The sequence below is a fragment of the Pseudomonas sp. MWU12-2029 genome (assembly GCF_023242425.1).
Classification (GTDB): domain Bacteria; phylum Pseudomonadota; class Gammaproteobacteria; order Pseudomonadales; family Pseudomonadaceae; genus Aquipseudomonas; species Aquipseudomonas kribbensis.
Window position 1 is genome coordinate 33,383 of the sequence record NZ_JALJDY010000004.1, and the last position, 17,267, is coordinate 50,649.

General features: G+C 54.2%; 15 protein-coding genes. 7 read left to right on the forward strand and 8 right to left on the reverse strand.

What is annotated here, in order from left to right:
- Positions 1-142: 142 nt before the first annotated feature.
- Complete coding sequence (gene acs, locus M5B44_RS10615) at positions 143-2,098, reverse strand: acetate--CoA ligase (protein WP_114884931.1); 1,956 nt, start codon at positions 2,096-2,098, stop codon at positions 143-145.
- Between the two features lie 394 nt (positions 2,099-2,492).
- On the opposite strand from acs, the gene M5B44_RS10620 reads away from it, so the two are divergent.
- Positions 2,493-2,753 (forward strand): DUF2790 domain-containing protein, encoded by a 261-nt coding sequence (locus tag M5B44_RS10620; RefSeq protein WP_085709715.1) that lies wholly within the window; start codon positions 2,493-2,495, stop codon positions 2,751-2,753.
- Positions 2,754-3,307: 554 nt separating this feature from the next.
- On the forward strand, positions 3,308-4,558 hold the full coding sequence (locus M5B44_RS10625) for a ribonucleotide-diphosphate reductase subunit beta (protein ID WP_007951068.1): 1,251 nt from the start codon (positions 3,308-3,310) through the stop codon (positions 4,556-4,558).
- Positions 4,559-4,637: 79 nt separating this feature from the next.
- On the opposite strand, the gene M5B44_RS10630 is transcribed toward M5B44_RS10625, so the two are convergent.
- The 4 genes from M5B44_RS10630 to dcm all read right to left on the reverse strand — a co-directional run bounded on the left by M5B44_RS10630 (position 4,638) and on the right by dcm (position 9,701).
- Positions 4,638-6,152 carry an HNH endonuclease gene (locus M5B44_RS10630; RefSeq protein ID WP_248739132.1) on the reverse strand — a complete coding sequence of 505 codons (1,515 nt, stop codon included), beginning with the start codon at positions 6,150-6,152 and terminating at the stop codon, positions 4,638-4,640.
- Positions 6,153-6,337: 185 nt separating this feature from the next.
- On the reverse strand, positions 6,338-7,594 hold the full coding sequence (locus M5B44_RS10635; RefSeq protein WP_248739133.1) for a type II restriction endonuclease: 1,257 nt from the start codon (positions 7,592-7,594) through the stop codon (positions 6,338-6,340).
- Positions 7,595-7,651: 57 nt separating this feature from the next.
- On the reverse strand, positions 7,652-8,113 hold the full coding sequence (locus M5B44_RS10640; RefSeq protein WP_248739134.1) for a very short patch repair endonuclease: 462 nt from the start codon (positions 8,111-8,113) through the stop codon (positions 7,652-7,654).
- 151 nt (positions 8,114-8,264) lie between these two features.
- A complete protein-coding gene (dcm, locus tag M5B44_RS10645; RefSeq protein ID WP_248739135.1) occupies positions 8,265-9,701 on the reverse strand; it encodes a DNA (cytosine-5-)-methyltransferase in 1,437 nt (478 codons plus the stop codon).
- Positions 9,702-10,275: 574 nt separating this feature from the next.
- Between dcm and M5B44_RS10650 the strand changes: the two genes are divergently transcribed.
- Both M5B44_RS10650 and M5B44_RS10655 read left to right on the forward strand, forming a co-directional pair.
- Positions 10,276-10,785, forward strand: a complete 510-nt coding sequence (locus M5B44_RS10650) for a Bro-N domain-containing protein (protein WP_248739136.1) — start codon at positions 10,276-10,278, stop codon at positions 10,783-10,785.
- Between the two features lie 171 nt (positions 10,786-10,956).
- Complete coding sequence (locus M5B44_RS10655; protein WP_248739137.1) at positions 10,957-11,943, forward strand: hypothetical protein; 987 nt, start codon at positions 10,957-10,959, stop codon at positions 11,941-11,943.
- 3 nt (positions 11,944-11,946) lie between these two features.
- On the opposite strand, the gene M5B44_RS10660 is transcribed toward M5B44_RS10655, so the two are convergent.
- Complete coding sequence (locus tag M5B44_RS10660) at positions 11,947-13,203, reverse strand: hypothetical protein (protein ID WP_248739138.1); 1,257 nt, start codon at positions 13,201-13,203, stop codon at positions 11,947-11,949.
- Positions 13,191-14,006 carry a sulfite exporter TauE/SafE family protein gene (locus tag M5B44_RS10665; RefSeq protein WP_248739139.1) on the reverse strand — a complete coding sequence of 272 codons (816 nt, stop codon included), beginning with the start codon at positions 14,004-14,006 and terminating at the stop codon, positions 13,191-13,193. The genes M5B44_RS10660 and M5B44_RS10665 overlap by 13 nt, the downstream gene beginning before the upstream one ends.
- Positions 14,007-14,118: 112 nt before the next feature.
- Between M5B44_RS10665 and M5B44_RS10670 the strand changes: the two genes are divergently transcribed.
- Both M5B44_RS10670 and M5B44_RS10675 read left to right on the forward strand, forming a co-directional pair.
- On the forward strand, positions 14,119-14,886 hold the full coding sequence (locus M5B44_RS10670) for an AraC family transcriptional regulator (RefSeq protein WP_248739140.1): 768 nt from the start codon (positions 14,119-14,121) through the stop codon (positions 14,884-14,886).
- Positions 14,887-14,979: 93 nt separating this feature from the next.
- On the forward strand, positions 14,980-15,291 hold the full coding sequence (locus M5B44_RS10675; protein WP_248739141.1) for a DUF3071 domain-containing protein: 312 nt from the start codon (positions 14,980-14,982) through the stop codon (positions 15,289-15,291).
- 38 nt (positions 15,292-15,329) lie between these two features.
- Here M5B44_RS10675 and M5B44_RS10680 read toward each other — a convergent pair whose 3' ends face one another.
- Complete coding sequence (locus tag M5B44_RS10680; protein WP_248739142.1) at positions 15,330-16,382, reverse strand: MBL fold metallo-hydrolase; 1,053 nt, start codon at positions 16,380-16,382, stop codon at positions 15,330-15,332.
- 215 nt (positions 16,383-16,597) lie between these two features.
- Between M5B44_RS10680 and M5B44_RS10685 the strand changes: the two genes are divergently transcribed.
- Complete coding sequence (locus tag M5B44_RS10685; RefSeq protein WP_085709705.1) at positions 16,598-17,206, forward strand: TetR/AcrR family transcriptional regulator; 609 nt, start codon at positions 16,598-16,600, stop codon at positions 17,204-17,206.
- Positions 17,207-17,267: the final 61 nt, after the last annotated feature.

The window sequence follows — 17,267 nt, forward strand, 5'->3', positions numbered from 1 at the left end:
GGGCGGTTACACATTCGGTTACTTGAAGGCTGTCGGGTAACAGTGGGAATCGGCTGACGGAGCAATTCGATAATTATTGGAAAACAAAAAGCCCCGCCCGGCGCAATGCCGGACGGGGCTTTTCAGCCTTCAGACCCGCCGCTTACGCGACGTTCATGGTCTTGTGCGTATCGATCAGATGCTGCACCACACCCGGATCGGCCAGGGTGGAGATGTCGCCCAGGCCTTCGTACTCGGCGGTAGCGATCTTGCGCAGGATGCGGCGCATGATCTTGCCCGAACGGGTCTTCGGCAGCCCCGGCGCCCACTGGATCACGTCCGGCGAAGCGATCGGGCCGATCTCCTTGCGCACCCAGTTCTTCAGTTCCAGGCGCAGTTGCTCGCTCGGTTCTTCACCATTTTTCAGGGTGACGTAGACATAAATGCCCTGCCCCTTGATGTCGTGCGGCACACCGACCACCGCCGCTTCGGCGACTTTCGGGTGAGCGACCATGGCGCTTTCGATCTCGGCAGTACCCATACGGTGGCCGGAGACGTTGAGCACGTCATCCACGCGACCGGTGATCCAGTAGTAACCATCGGCATCGCGACGGGCGCCGTCACCGGTGAAGTACATGCCACGGAAAGTCTTGAAGTAGGTGTCGACGAAACGGTCGTGGTCGCCGTACAGGGTGCGCGCCTGACCCGGCCACGAATCGAGAATCACCAGATTGCCTTCGGCCTCGCCCTCGATAATGTTGCCGAGGTTGTCCACCAGCGCCGGCACCACGCCGAAGAACGGACGTGCGGCCGAACCTGGCTTCAGGGTATGAGCGCCCGGCAACGGGCTCATCATGTTGCCGCCGGTTTCGGTCTGCCACCAGGTATCGACAATCGGGCAACGGGACTTGCCGACGTTCTTGTAGTACCAGTCCCAGGCTTCCGGGTTGATCGGCTCGCCCACCGAACCGAGCAGACGCAGGCTGCTGCCGTCCGCGCCTTCGACAGCGGCGGTGCCAGAGGCCATCATCGCGCGGATCGCGGTCGGCGCGGTGTAGAGGATGTTGACCTTGTGCTTGTCGACGATCTTCGCCACCCGGGTGATGTCCGGGTAGTTCGGCACGCCTTCGAACAGCAGCGTGGTCGCGCCGTTGGCCAGCGGGCCGTAGACGATGTAGGAGTGACCGGTGACCCAGCCGACGTCGGCGGTGCACCAGTAGATTTCGCCCGGACGGTAGTCGAACACGCGCTCGTGGGTCATGGCCGCGTACAACAGGTAACCGCCAGTGGTGTGCTGCACGCCCTTCGGCTTGCCGGTGGAGCCGGAGGTATAAAGGATGAACAGCGCTTCTTCGGCGCCCATCTCTTTCGGCGCGCAGACAGTGCCCGCCACTTTCATCAGGTCTTCGTACCAGATGTCGCGATGCTGGTTCCACTTGATGTCGCCACCGGTGCGCTTGCACACGATGACTTTCTGGATGCTGCTGGTTTCCGGGTTGGTCAACGCGTCGTCGACGTTGGCCTTGAGGGAAATCTTCTTGCCGGCACGGATGCCTTCGTCAGCGGTGATCACCACTTTCGAGCGGCAGTCGATGATGCGACCGGCCAGGGCTTCCGGCGAGAAACCACCGAACACCACCGAGTGAATCGCGCCGATCCGGGTACAGGCCAGCATGGCGACCACGGCTTCGGGGATCATCGGCATATAAATGGTCACCACGTCGCCGCGGTGCACGTCCTGGCCACGCAGGGCGTTGGCGAACTTGCAGACTTGTTCGTGCAGTTCGCGGTAGGTGATGTTGCGGCTTTCGGAAGGATCGTCACCTTCCCAGATGATGGCGACCTGATCGCCACGCTCGGCCAGATGACGGTCGAGGCAGTTATAGGAAACGTTCAGGGTGCCGTCGGCAAACCACTTGATGTCGACATGGTGGTCGTCGAACGAAGTCTGTTTCACCGTGGTGAAAGGCTTGATCCAGTCGAGGCGCTTGGCTTGTTCGCGCCAGAAGCCGTCAGGGTTGACGACCGACTGCTGGTACATGGCTTTGTAGGTCGCCTCGTCGGTCAGCGTATTGGCCAGAACCTCGGGACGAACGGGATACAGAGAAGCCGCACTCATCTTTCCTACCTCGGTGTAATAGTTGTTTTTGTATGACCCTGTTGTAGCCGGGGCGACCGTATAGAACCATTCGACGATGGTAGTAACAAGCCCCTACAGGTCGTGGCGATAATCCCGATGCTCGCCCCCGATGGCCTCGCAGGCCTTGAATCTACTGGCCCCGCAGCGATTGTTACCAAATCTGCCAAAGGTGTTTATCAAAACCCCATCTGTTTACACCTATCCCGCCTCCCTAAAATCTGCCTCGCCGACAAGGCAAAGTGATTAACAACGTTACAGCCCCCACGAAGGCCGTTAATCCAGCTCTGAAGTAACAAACCAAAACGATGAAGTTCCACACGCAACCCCAAAAAGGTTGCGTGACCCCACTCGACCTCAAGAAGGTAAATTTCAAATGAAAGCTTTATTGGTTCTGGCCCTCAGCAGTCTGTGCGCAACCGCCATGGCAGACGAGGTCCCGACTGATGTCGCACAGCAACAACCGGCCATCGAGGAATACACTTACTCCACTCACCTGGACATCGCCAAAGTTGTATCGATGAGCGAAGTTCCGAATGTCTGCGAAGTGGTCCCGATGAAAATGGAGTACGACGACTCCACTGGCCAGCGTCACATCCTGCGTTACAGCGTGATGGGTAACGGCTGCACCAATTGATGGTTTGAGACTGCACCGAATCGGATCGCTCAGCGCAACATCGAGGGTCGATTCCAGCCCGGCTTCGGTCGGGCTCAGTTGTGTTTGAAGGGACGTAAAATGGTTGCAAAACACAAGATATAGTGAAAAACGCGTTTTTTTGCTCGTTTTTTGAGCAACCAATCACACGCAGAAAAATTAATGAAAAAAATTTCTCCGGGGCCAATCCCGGCGAAAGCCCTGTAAACCCTCGCTCCAAACGAAATCACCCTCCCGCTCGACCGCCCTGCGCTGTTTCGCCCTCCCCCACGCCGGTGTTTTTTTCCCTATAATGCCGCCCAATCGGGTCAGCAATATTCCCTTACAGGGATCAAAGCCATTCTGAAGCCCCGCAGCAGCGTCCACGCTGACTCGCGCCCGTCAGAGGCTCTCGGAAACCCGTAAAAATTTTCTGTTTATTGCCTGCGTTGCACCGCTGCAAAAAACGACATCCAACGCGGCCTGTACGGCCGTGTGAAAAACCAACCAATCAGTTTTCACACGGGCACAGGCCCTCACGCAGGAGACGACACGTCATGCTGAGCTGGGACGAATTCGACAAAGAAGACAGTGAAGTAGCAGCAGTGAAAGGCGCCAACGCCGGCCACGCTAGCGAAGCCAACATGGACCGCCTCGACAGCGCCGGCGGTGCCGCCGCCCTCGAAGCCCGCGCCGTGACCGCCGAAGACTCGGCCGCCGTGGCCCGCGCCAAGGCTGCACTGGATTCCCTCGACGTCGCCGAAGGCCTCGCCGAACTCGAAGGCTCCGCCGCCCGTGTCGCCGTTGACGAAAAGCGCATGATCAACTGCCGCGCCGACCTCAACCAGCTCGTGCCATTCAAGTACGACTGGGCCTGGCAGAAATACCTGGACGGCTGCGCAAACCACTGGATGCCGCAAGAAGTCAACATGACCGCCGACATCGCCCTCTGGAAAAACCCGGAAGGCCTGACCGACGACGAGCGCCGCATCGTGATGCGCAACCTCGGCTTCTTCTCCACCGCCGACTCCCTGGTTGCCAACAACCTGGCCCTGGCCGTGTACCGCCTGATCACCAACCCGGAATGCCGCCAGTACATCCTGCGCCAGGCGTTCGAAGAGGCGATTCACACCCACGCCTACCAGTACTGCATCGAATCGCTGGGCATGGATGAAGGCGAGATCTTCAACATGTACCACGAGATCCCGTCGGTCGCGAAAAAAGCCGCCTGGGGCCTGAAATACACCCGCGCCATCTCCGACCCGGAATTCAACACCGGCACCGTCGAGACCGATAAAGAACTGCTGCGCAACCTGATCGCCTACTACTGCGTTCTGGAAGGCATCTTCTTCTACTGCGGCTTCACCCAGATCCTCTCCATGGGCCGCCGCAACAAAATGACCGGCGTCGCCGAGCAGTTCCAGTACATCCTGCGCGACGAATCCATGCACCTGAACTTCGGCATCGACGTGATCAACCAGATCAAAATCGAAAACCCACACCTGTGGGACGCCGAAATGAAGGAAGAAGCTTCGCAGATGATCCTGCAAGGCACCCAGCTGGAAATCGAATACGCCCGCGACACCATGCCTCGCGGCGTACTGGGCATGAACGCAGCGATGATGGAGGACTACCTGAAGTTCATCGCTAACCGTCGTCTGTCGCAGATCGGCCTTAAAGAAGAATATCCAGGGACCACTAACCCGTTCCCTTGGATGAGCGAGATTATGGACTTGAAGAAAGAGAAGAATTTCTTTGAGACTCGGGTTATTGAGTATCAGACTGGTGGTGCGTTGAGCTGGGATTGATATAAATCCTAGACTAAAAATCATAAACAAAGCCCCGACCATGGGGCTTTGTTACTTCGAAACAACCAAAATTCTGCAGTTATGAAGTCGCCTCTTTAATCAGCCTCAAATGAGTGTACTCAGAAAAAACACTTACGACATTTTTTACAGTATTACTTCTGAGCGCTGCTAACCCCTCAACTGACGTGGTACTCCAAACATCCCACATACACAGAGCATCGACAATAGAAACCATTTTACTTTCAACGCCTGCATCCAGCGCATCTAGCAACAACGGCTCCTTATCCTTCAACTTCATAGTTACATAACGAAGAGCCGGTATTAGAAGCTCATTCATCCACCATCCAATTGCTCCACCTAGAAAGAACGTTTGAGTCCGTTGCTTCTGGATCGGATCTTTTTCCCAATTAGGAGGTAGCATATTTTTCACTATTTGATTGAGAATAATTATTATATTCTCTCGCTCAGTATCTCTACCTCCAGAAGCGTCCATATCTATTCCGAGTAATTCAGAGCACAACAACGGGGCAATCATTCGATCGATAACCATCCGGTCCGTAGTAGGTGCACCTAAGGCCCCAGGCTTCACAAATGCAGCTAGTTCATTATCTCCGTCAAAAAACACCAACCGCTGAAGTTCCTGCTGATAAAGTTTTTTTATCGCAGCGCGCTCTGTCTTAGGTTGCATAGCAACGAATCCCTGCTCCGTTCTTTTCGCATCCTTGTACTCATCTAGCAATCGAGAAATTACATCTCCTAACTTCGCTAACGTATCAGACCTCGTTAGCGGTTGCTTCTTTATTTCTTGCTGAATCTTCACGACAAGTTCTTGCAACATAGCTTTATTAGGATCGATATAAACCTTAAATGACCCGGTCTTTCTTCCCAACAGAATTTGAGCCGTGCTTTTATGCTGCCCATCAAATTGCAGTAAGACGCCAGCCTTTTCGCCATGCATTACGAGACGGCAGTTACTTGGCTCATGAATTGGACGATTAACAAAGTCAAGAGCTAGACGTCGAACATGTGAGTAGGAGACAAGCCGAGGCTGAATTTCTTTGTCATTCGAAACATACTCAAATGGAACCTCTGCATAAAAGTACTCAGTTCCCGTAGCCACATCTCGAGACACAGTAGAAGCAAACTGATCAGAACCAAAACTGAGAACAATCGTGCCGCCATCCCTATCAACTGAAACAGGCTGCCGACCTTTAGTCACATATTTTTCAATCACATTATCAAAAGTGATTGATTTTTTTTCTTCTGAAAAAACTCTAAACTCAACAATCGGTCGCGCCACTTCAAAAGGAAGATCTTTTCTGCTTGCATTGCACGAAAGATGCGCCAAATACAGATTACTTAAAACATTCCCACCAGCGCCACTGACACTTTCAGGAATTCTATGATCAGCAACGTTTAGGTCCGCATTATTACTTAATGCCTGTCCGCACAGAGCGCAAAGCCCGGAGGATTTCATCCACAGAGAATCCTCAGCGCCGTCTCTTTCTGACGGATCAAGCTTCGAAAGAATGCTTCGTGAAATTTTGAAAAGAGATTTAGGTTTCTCTTTTTTAGTAACGTTAGCCTTGGCCATATCCCCTCCTAAGCTCGTATCCCCGAGCAATTTGTTCTGCCCCCATCATCAGCGGAGCGGCCTGCGTGGTCAAGATCAGCCTCCTACTCTAGAGAAAAGATCAAAGGCGATTACAGCTACGCGAGTTGTACCAAAAAACCTCGCCTATCAAAGTACTTCAGAGATGCCCAGAGCGGACTGCTCTTTCATACGAACTTTTGACTATTTCTTACACACTCTATGAAATCACCCAGTCCTAGCAACCAACCTTGCTGCTCATCTGAATAAGTTCTCTGAATCGGTAATGGAACAACCAAACTTAAACCATGCGACTTCATTTCACTTGTTTGGCGTTCGCTTATTGCTGCTTCCAGAGTAATCAAATGCTTTGATCTGACCCGATGCGCCTCACTCAAAACTTGGCGCCATCGATCTTTACAGGTCGTTTTTGCACCCAACATCATCAATTTTTCAAGCGGAAATTCCGGATCACGATATTGTACAAAACCAGGAAAAACAAAGTCGGGTTTTGAATTATTTTCAGTTGTAAAACCCTTGCCACCTCCCTGTTGAAAATTTAAACCATGCATTCTAAATATGCAGCTCAAATGTCCTTCAAAAGCGTGACCCACTCGTGACTTTCTTCGATTCTGCACACTTAGTGAGAAAGATATAAAAGCTTCAACATCCTCACCCTCACATCCAAAACCTTTACGTAAACGCTGCTGAACCAAATATCGTTCATAAATACGGAAAAGCTTCTCTTCGTGCTCCATCCACCCAACAATTGCATTATCTGGAGAGCTGACGGGATCTATAATGTCTGCCAAATTTTTTCTCGCATACTCAGAAAAAATTGACGTAGTGGGAAATTTATCTCCGCCAAAATCTTTAATCAGCCGGGACAACCATTCATCGTCCTCTGCATCTTTATGGCCCAAATCAAGACCAAGCCCCTCTAGCATAAGCCTTAAAGGAAGGAGCAAAGCCACATTATCTAAAGAGCCCGCTTTAACTCTACTGCCGACACGGTCTAGCCCAAACAAAAGTCTCAGCTGATTTTCTATTGTCCCTCCTGGCGGCGTGAACACCATCAGAAGTGAACCATCACGCATTTTTGCGATAAGTAAAAAATCCCCCTCCGAAATCAATTCCGTAACAGAATTAGGATAATAATAGAGGCGATACTCTGGATCTCGTTTTGAATCATAGCTTCGTACGTCGTACCACGTAACGCGCCCCTCGCTAACTTCAGGCGCCAATGACTCATCGGTGATATAAACTTGTTTAGCTCTGAATCGAATTTTCTCATGCTCGTGGGGCGTGCCCAAGAATCTCATAAAACCGGCAGATGGGAGCCCTCCGATTTCATGCTGATTTGATTTATTCGGATTAGCATCGACCGCGCGCAAATATTTTGCTGCCACGCCCTCAAAGTAATCGCTAGTTTTATCCTTGTACATCCTCGCCCCTTAGAATCTAGCCGCGCCATTCTGTAAAAAAGTGCAAGTCTCCAGCTTTTATTCAGTCGTTTTTTCTTGAATCTGCATATACTTCTCACCGTTTTCTAGCCAGCCAACAATCTGATCCATCAAAACCGGCAACCGCCCTTTGGCTGCTGATCTAACCGCGCATTCCCAAATCAGAAGAACGCGCCACCCCGATGCCAGCAAAGCATTTACTTGCAATTCATCTCTATCGCGATTTTTCTGTATTTTGTCAATCCAGAATGCAGTTCTAGTCTTAGGAGCTTTAAAATAGCGACATGAATGCCCATGCCAGAAACAACCATGGACGAACACCACAGCCTTATATTTTGGTAACACCAGATCAGGTTTACCGGGAAGATCATTGACGTGCATGCGGTAACGAAACCCGCGAGCATGCAAAGCTTTACGAATTGAAACCTCTGGCTTGGTATTTTTGCCCTTGATGCCAGACATCATTCGGGAGCGGGTTACGGAATCCACCACATCGACCAAAGCTCACCTCCATGAATCAATAGCTCAGCTCCTTTGTAAACCCTTGGAGCCATCAAACTCAAGGTTCACACTGAGCTATTCAATACATTCGGGAGTGAAGTCAACGCGTGAAAATGACAGCACTTCAGACTTTGGGCAGAGATGTAGCTCCTTACTCTGGAAGGGCGAACTCTAGCTGCGGTCTTTCCTCTTCCGCGTTTTTCTCCTTCGCGGCCAATATCCGATCCTTCATCAATCGAGCTACAGCCTCAAAAACGGGAACTGCCACTGAGTTACCAAATTGACGATACGCTTGGGTGTCGGATACAGGGATCACAAATTTGCTTTCCCCTGGCTTATCAAAGCCCATCAGGCGTGAGCACTCATGTGGAGTCAAACGACGTGGGCGATTGAGCTGATTCAGCTCACTGTTGAAATCCAGGGTATCAACGAACCCGCGATCAACCAATATTTCTGAACCATCCTTGTGATATCTAGCCGAAAGTGTACGAGCCACATCGTCAGGCCGCGTCAGACCAAAACCAAAGCCATTACCCTTCTCTCGGTGCTTCTCGGCATATCGGTAGAGATAGTCCCAAAGCTTTGGAGTAAGGATGTATTTCTCGTCCACATCTTTATCGAGCAGATCACCGAAGCTAGGTCGCTGCTTTGGTATGTGCTTGCTGATGTCACGCAGGGTGAATCCTTGGTGAACATTTAAGTCACGACGGAACCCAACCAATACGATTCGCTCCCGATGCTGCGGTACAAAATGCTTGGCATCGATCACCTTCGGATCTGAACCCTTTGGTGCGTTTACATCTGCTACCTCATAACCCAACTCATCCAACGCTTCGCAAATGATCCGGAACGTATTGCCCTTGTCATGGCTTTTCAGGTTTTTGACGTTCTCAAGCAAGAATGCAGCCGGGCGTTTCGCGGCAATAATCCGCGCCACGTCAAAGAACAGGGTGCCCTGGGTCTCACACTCGAAACCGTGCTTGCGCCCCAGAGAGTTCTTCTTGGAAACGCCTGCAAGCGAGAAGGGCTGGCATGGGAAACCTGCCAACAGGACATCGTGATCGGGAATTTCGCGATCAATGTTCTTGTACGCTTCTTCGTCGCTGATTTCGGGTTTATCCGAAAGCGTGACCGAACGGATGTCGAGATTGAACCGGTGACGAGCCGGGTCGCAGAAGTGGTTGGCCTTGTAGGTCTTGACCGCGTACTTGTTCCATTCGGAGGTGAACAGGCACTCGCCGCCGATGACTTCAAACCCTTTTCTGATACCGCCGATACCGGCAAAGAGATCGATAAAGGTAAATGAAGGTTTATGGTTCAAACGTTTGGGCAGCAGATCCTTGAGGCGGGTGAACTCAATGTGGGAGAGCTTCGGCGAAGCCTTGCCCTTGATCCATCGATTGATGGTTTCACGGCACCAGTGGCTCGGGCTCACATCGTTGAGAATTTCGGCCAACTGCCCTTGGTCGTAGATCTCCAGCAGCTTGTGCAGTAACGCAAGGTCGGTAACAGGATGGGTATCAGGCTCATAAGAATCCGAGGTCGTTTCGCTCAAGGATTCAAAAGATGCTGTTTCAAAAAGATTCATGAGCCGAAAATTCCTCTGGGTCAAAGCTGTGACGAATGGTCACCATTCTAGCCCTGAAAACTTCAAAGTAAATGAAATTTCCCGTAATCCATGAGATCAGTCATGGCGACACGGGCCGGGAGAATTGGAAGAACAGCGGCGACCAAGCACTGGATATAAACACAGCATAATTTACTCCACGCCATTGTCCAGATTTCGTTTTGCCTCACGATCGGTAGGAAAAGTCGCTGGTTGACGACCATCCTTGATCCCCCTACCCTCATCTCCGAGCCTAAGAAACTCTACAAACCAGAGCGGTCCTCCGCACCCGACAGTAATGCGGCTTTTTTTCGTCTGCGGTTTCTCTACGCCTGCGAAAAATCCCGTTATGTCGGGAGTGGGCGAATACAAGACCCGAAAGGGGAATATGTCCGGCCCGTCTCTGGTGGGTTTCTTAGCTCCCGACACCCTTAACGAATGCCCTAAGAAAGCAGCCAGAGGTAAATGGAAATGCCTGACTACTCAACCTTCACGATGAAGGCGAATCGCTCTACCCGCCGTTTGAATCCCGTGCTCTCGACTTGGGAGGCACGCCATGTCTGAACCACTTACTCCAACTCGTTTTACCCGCAACAAAACCCACTTCCATGCTCTTCTGGTGGAGAACCAGGCTTGGTTCTGCGTCCATGAACTGGGGCGGTTGATGGGCAAATATCTGGATGAGCGACAGCTGCGCAAACTTGATGCCGATCAGCGGCAGATGATGCACGTTGAGACCTATGGCGAAGCCGGAGAACACTTGATGGTCAGCGAGTCAGGCGTATACGCGCTGCTGATCTATCACTACTGCCCCGAGTATCGGCAGCTTCGTGAGTGGGTGACGCATCAGGTTGTGCCTGCTCTGCGAGATGCCCGTCCGACGCGCTCGGTTGAGCGTCCGATACTGAGTGTTTTGAGCTGGCCCAAGATGTCGTTGAGCACACTGCACTGGCAGGATGAGCCGTGGATTCGGTTACGGGATATGCCGTGCTTGCTCGCTGAAGATCCGTTCAATCGGCAGGAGTCCTGGTGGCGTAAAGCTTCACGAATGCTGCGTAGTTACTGACATCAAAAAACCGCTGCTTGAGTTTTCAAGCAGCGGTTTTTTATGGCCCGGCGTCCCTGGAAAGACAATCGTCAGCAGTCTGGTTCTGCATCATTCTGAAAACAATCAGTGCAACCCACCCCACCACCCGCTATTAATACCCCTCCCCCACTCAAGGACCCGAGCCCCACCATGAAATTCGATCTCGCCTACTGCCTCAGCCTCGACGACAAACTGTCGATCTATGACGTTCGCGATCTTAATTTCGATGAGACGATGGCGTTCGATTCTGCGAAGGAACACTTCCAGTGCCCCAACGACGCCTGTCGTTCAGCGTTCGATGCTTCCAACGAGTTGGGTACGTTCAACGCCAAGAACGTGAATTACGTGCGCACGCCGCATTTCAAGAATCTGCCCGGTACGCAGCATGTGGCGGGTTGTCCGTATGTGAGTGTGAAGACGTCGGCGTCGGGGGTTGAGGCGGCGGATGGGGAAACGGATGACGGGCGTGAGGAGCATTTCCCGTCGGAGTTGTTGCTGACGCGTCGTGAGTACGTGCGCAAGCCTGCCGCGCCTGCGGGGGCGGCGGATGTGTTGCGGGATGATCCGGTGCGGGTGGCGGCTTCTCCCTCAAAAGAGTCGCCGAGTCGGGAGACGGCACCGGACAAGACCAGTGTCTTCGCCCACCCCGTGGAGTGTTTTGTGTCGAACTTCGCGGACAAGGATTTGCTCAAGCGCATGCCGTTGAAGATTGGCGAGCATACGGCGCCGTACAGTTCGTTCTTCAAGAAAATTGAGTATTTGATGGACAACAAGGGGCTGATTTACTGGGGCCGGATCAAGAAGATCGAGGACTTTCACAGCGCCAGTTTCCGGATCGATTTCGAGGACAAGGTCTGGTTCAAGAAGCCGGATGACAGCAAGAAGAAGCCTTATCCGGTCAGTGTCTATCTCAACAAAAAGCTGATCGATAACTACCGCAAGCGTAAGGCGTTTCTGGAAGAGATCAAGCACGCCATCGACAGCGATAAGGAGTTGTTCTGCTTCTTCTATGGTGTGACGCCGGAGTTGAAGCAGGTGCCGGGCAAGAAGAACCCCGAAAAGCCTTTCGAGGTCTTCAATGCGAATATCGAGAACCTGGATCACTTCATCATTCGTGAAGCGCCGGGTCTGGCGTGAAGGTCAGCCCTGGGGCAGTTGCAGTTTGACGGTGCCGGGGTGTTGTTTGATGACTGAGTACGGCAGAACGCTCCAGTCGACGAATCCACACACTGCCGCAACATGCGGATACGACGGATCAAACTTGATGCCCTGCTCCGTGAAGTACCACCCCATGAATTGCCAGGGATCGCTCTCGTCGTAGTGACAGTCGTTATCGCCCTCTGCGGTGACGGTCATTTGCCGGGGATACAGTTTCAGCAACTGTGCGACCAGCCAAGGCGCCAACTCTGTAGTCCGGTATTTCGACCAGGCATCAAAGGAACCGGGTGATCCCGCATTGAAATCATCGTGTTGTTCATAGTGCAACGGCTGACCTTGCCCTACCCACAAAACGTCCTCGAGCGTCAGTGTCTGACCGGTTGTGGCATCGAAGTTGAGCGCGTCGTTATTTTGGTCCGGGTAGGCGCCGCCACAGTAATAATCCGTTGAAATCCGCACACTCATTACCGAAGGCGTCATCCACAGAGGTTGGCTGGATTGAGAGTAATCACCCGAGCAACCGAAATACGCGATCACCTCCCCCCACAATCGGCCCATCAATTGTTGGTTGATGCGTTGACGCACTTGCGGGGAATAACCGGACACCACTTCAAAAAGCGAAGCCTGTGATTTGGGCTCGCTCCACCATTGCAGTGTGTAGTCCATGAAAGTTTCGGTTTTGCCCTTTTGCAGTTTCATTCCTTGCAGCCGCAGAAACTCGTAAGGGGCCGTCTCACGCAGGCTGACGATATAGGGCAATTCGTCGACAGGGGCTTTCGGAATCATTGCGGGCTGCAACTCAACCTTGAGGGTTTTCCCGGCCGGATTACTCCACTCACCGGACCAATTGCTCCCGATCGCGTGTAAACGAAGCGTTGGACGGGAGTCCCCATCCATCATCGAACCTTCGCTGAGTTCGAGCGTGTCCCCATCCCTGGAACCTTCGAGCTCCAGATCTTTTCGGTACTTCTGGTAGAAGTAACGCCCCTCTCCGGTTCGGGTATTTACCTCCAGAACGATCGCCGTCTTGCCCAGCGTTCCCGTGTAAACCTGCGTAGCGTTTTCCGCCCATGCCAGGGGATGGAAAAAAACGGCGAGTACCAAAATGCCGGAAAGGCGCAACGATCCGTGAAACATCAATTCTTCCTTGAGCAAGCGGGCAAATGCCGCAAAAAGTGACCGCGGATTATGTCGATGTTGTAGCGGGGAATCGAGCTTCGTCCGGATCAGCTCACGCACATGCTGATCATCACAATCACCAGCAACCCGATATAAACCCACGCATGCACCCGATCCGGTATCCGCCCGATCCACGGCGTGGCCAAGCGAATCCCCAGCATCGAGCCCAGCGTCAGCACCGCAAACGCCAGCAGATCCACGTACCCGATAAACCATGGCCCGAGTTCTGTCTCGTTGAACCCCGCCAACAACATGTAAGTCAGCGTCCCTGCCAGCGCCACCGGCACGCTCAATGGATTGGCCATCGACGTCGCCTGGGACATGCTCAACCCGCAACGCCGCAACAACGGCACGGTCATGACGCTTCCTCCCACGCCGAGAAAGGTCGCGATGGCGCCAATGCCTACCCCACCGCCGGACGTTTCCACCGTTCCCAATCGCCGTGGGATGACGCCTTCGGAATGTGTGAGAAACCCGCGTCGCAGCAGGCAGTCGACAATCGTCACGCCGAGGTAGGCGATGAAGGCATAACGTATGACTTCGCCGCTGACCCACACCGCTGCGATTGCGCCGACGACTGCGCCCAATCCGATGAACCCGCCCAAGGGCCACAGGTAATCCCGGATCAGGTTGCCGGCGCGACGATGTTTGCCGGTGGCGACCAAAGCGTTGACGATCATCACGCAGGTCGAGGTGGCGACGGCGATGTGCATGGCGGATTGGATGATCGAGTCGTCCGCGCCGTGGCTGGCGGTGAGCATGCGGTACAGCAGCGGCACGACGACGAAGCCGCCGCCGAATCCGAAGAGCACGGCAGTAACGCCGGTCAGGCAGCCGAAGAGTGTCAGCAGGAGGTAGAACATGGCGCGTCGTCCGTTGCTTGGGAGCGGTCGACTGTAGAGTGGCGGCGCTTGGCCTGCTTCAGCAAGTCAGCCAATAATGTTTGCGTTTACGCCAACTGCCGGGTGCCGCTCGATGCGCAATGTTTCGATCAATCTGCTGGATGACACGCCGCGCCCGGTGGTGGCGATCGGTACGGATTATTCCCACGGCTATCTGCTGCCACGTCATACGCATCGGCGGGCGCAATTGTTGTACGGCGCGACCGGGGTGATGCAGGTCAGCACGCATGACGGCAACTGGGTGGTGCCGCCGCAGCGGGCGGTATGGATTCCGCCGGGGGTGGCGCATGAGGTGTTGATGCTGGGGGTCAGCACTCGCAGTTTGTATATCGAGCCGGGGGCGGTGGATCTGGGTGAGCGTTGTCAGGTGATCAGTGTGTCGCCGTTGATGCGGCAATTGCTGATGGAGGCGGTGGAGCTGCCGCTGACCTATGACCTGACCGGGCGTGACGGCGTACTGATCAATTTGTTGCTGCATGAATTGCAGCGCAGCGCACCGCTTCCCTTGCATATCCCGCTGCCGTCTGACGGAAGACTGCTCGAACTGTGTAAGACCTTTCTGCATCAGCCGAATGCCCACCAATCCCCCCAGCAATGGGCCGATCATCTGCACGTAAGCTTGCGCACCTTCAACAGACTGTTTCGTCAGCAGACCGGCCTGAGTTTCAGTCAATGGCGCCAGCGCGCCTGCGTGGTACTGGCTTTGGCACGCCTGGCGGCGGGTGAAGCGGTGACGCGGATTGCCCTCGATTTCGGTTATGACAGCCCGGCGGCGTTCTCGACGATGTTCCGTCGGACCCTCGGTCAGGCACCGTCCGTCTGGTTGGAGCCGGCGAACTAGGGCAAATCAAAAAATGCGTTTGATCCCGGCCGAAAACAACTGTACAAAAACACAGTACATTTTCCATCAGCACTCTCGAGCCCGGAGCACACCATGGCCTCTTCAGCGATGAACCTCATCCTCGAACGTATCGCCCTTTTCCAGTTCACCCCGACACATTGCGCCCAGGCACGTGGGATGTTGGGCTGGAGCGTGGAACAACTATCGCGGGAGGCAGGGGTTTCGGTAGACGACATTCAGCGGTTCGAAGCGCAGCAGGAAGTGGCGGATTCGGCGCGGCTGGCGTTGACGTATCGGTTCGAGGCGCAGGGGTTGGTGTTCTTTCCGGGGTTTGCGCCGGGGCGTTCGACAAGCAATGGTTCGACAGCCGAATCGGTGCGTGGGAATTATGCGATGGCGGAGTGATCCGGTTCGCCTCATGGAGGCGAACCTGCATCAGTGAGTCAGGCCCCTTGCACCACCGCCTCACTCTCCCCTTCAACCGCCAACCACCACGCATGCCCGCGTTGCGGTTGTGCCAGGTTGAACGCCTCGCCCATTTGCGGGGTGGTAATGGAAACGTTGCGCTCCCAGGCCAGTGCAAGAATGCGGTCAAACGGTTCATGCCAGGCATGCATCGCCAGATCGAACGTGCCGTTGTGGATCGGGAATAACCAGCGGCCCTTGAGGTCGATGTGGGCTTGCAGGGTTTCTTCCGGTTGCATGTGCACGTGGGGCCACTCGACGTTGTAGGCGCCAGTCTCCATCAGGGTCAGATCGAAGGGGCCGTACTGTTCACCAATGCGTTTGAAACCGTCGAAGTAGCCACTGTCACCGCTGAAGAAAATCCGCGTGTCGCCGTCGATGATCACCCACGAAGCCCACAGGGTCTGGTTGCCATCGAACAGGCCACGGCCGGAGAAGTGCTGCGACGGGGTGGCGATGAAGCGGATGCCGGCGACTTCAGTGCCCTGCCACCAGTCGAACTGGCGGATCTTGCTGGCATCGATGCCCCATTTGACCAACGTGTCGCCAACGCCCAGCGGGGTCAGGAATACGTTGACCTTGTCCGCGAGTTTCAGCACCGCTTCGTAGTCGAGGTGGTCGTAGTGGTTGTGCGAAAGGATCACGGCTTCGATTGGTGGCAACTCGTCGATGCTGATCGGCGGCTGATGGAAACGTTTCGGGCCGGCCCATTGCACGGGCGAGGCGCGCTCGGCGAACACCGGGTCGGTGATCCAGAACTTGTCCTGCAGCTTCAGCAGCAAGGTCGAGTGACCGAGGCGGTAGACGCTGTGGTTCGGCGCAGCAATCAGGTCGGCACGGGTCAGTGGCTGGACAGGGATGGCCGACGCAGGTCGGGTATTGCGCGGTTTGTGGAAGATCATGTTCCACATGATGCGCAGCATCTTGCGCACACCTTCGCGCTGCACCGGCGCGTGGTTGCGGAACGTCCCTTCGGCCTGGCGCGAAGCTTCAGGTACAGGACTGACCGCGGAAGAAATTGATTTGGCCATGACTGAATGACTCCAGAAAAACCGCGCAATTCACGGTTTTCCACGGTGGGACGATAAATGGCCAAGGCACGCACGCATCAGCCGGACATCTGGTTTTAGGTTGCACCGATTAACGCAACATTACACTGATCGGTGTACTTTCTAGGTTGCATGAATCCGGATGACAAGTAAACTGCCGAGTGTAATTTCATCCTTTTTCCTGCCGAATCGAATTTATGACAGCTCCAACGCGCCTCACCGACCGCAAACGCGAAGCCATCATCCTGGCGGCCATTTCCGAATTCCGTGCCAACGGTTTCGAAGTCACCAGCATGGACAAAATCGCGGCCACAGCCGGGGTGTCGAAGCGCACGGTGTACAACCACTTTCCCAGCAAGGAAGAGCTGTTCGCCGAAATTCTCAACCAGTTGTGGGCACGGATCAGCACCGAGCAAGCCGTGTCGTATCAGCCCGACCAGCCCTTGCGCGATCAACTGCGAACGATGCTGCTGGCCAAACTGCAGATGATGGCGGACGACAATTTCATGGATCTGGCCCGGGTCGCCATCGCCGCCGCCATTCATTCGCCCGAGCGTGCGCAGAACATGGTGGCGCGCATGGGCGAACGTGAAGAAAGCGTGACCGTGTGGATCCGAGCCGCCCAAGCAGATGGCCGGTTGAAAGCGGTCGATCCGGAGTTCGCCGCGCATCAGGTGCAAGGGCTGCTCAAATCCTTCGCTTTCTGGCCGCAGATTTCCATGGGCCAGCCCTCGCTCGACAGCGCCACACAAAATGCCGTGGTCGATTCGGCACTGGACATGTTTCTGGCCTGCTACCAGCTCTAGATCACGTCTGCGCCGCGTAAATGGCTCACAAGGACACTGAATTTTCCCGCTGGAATAAATG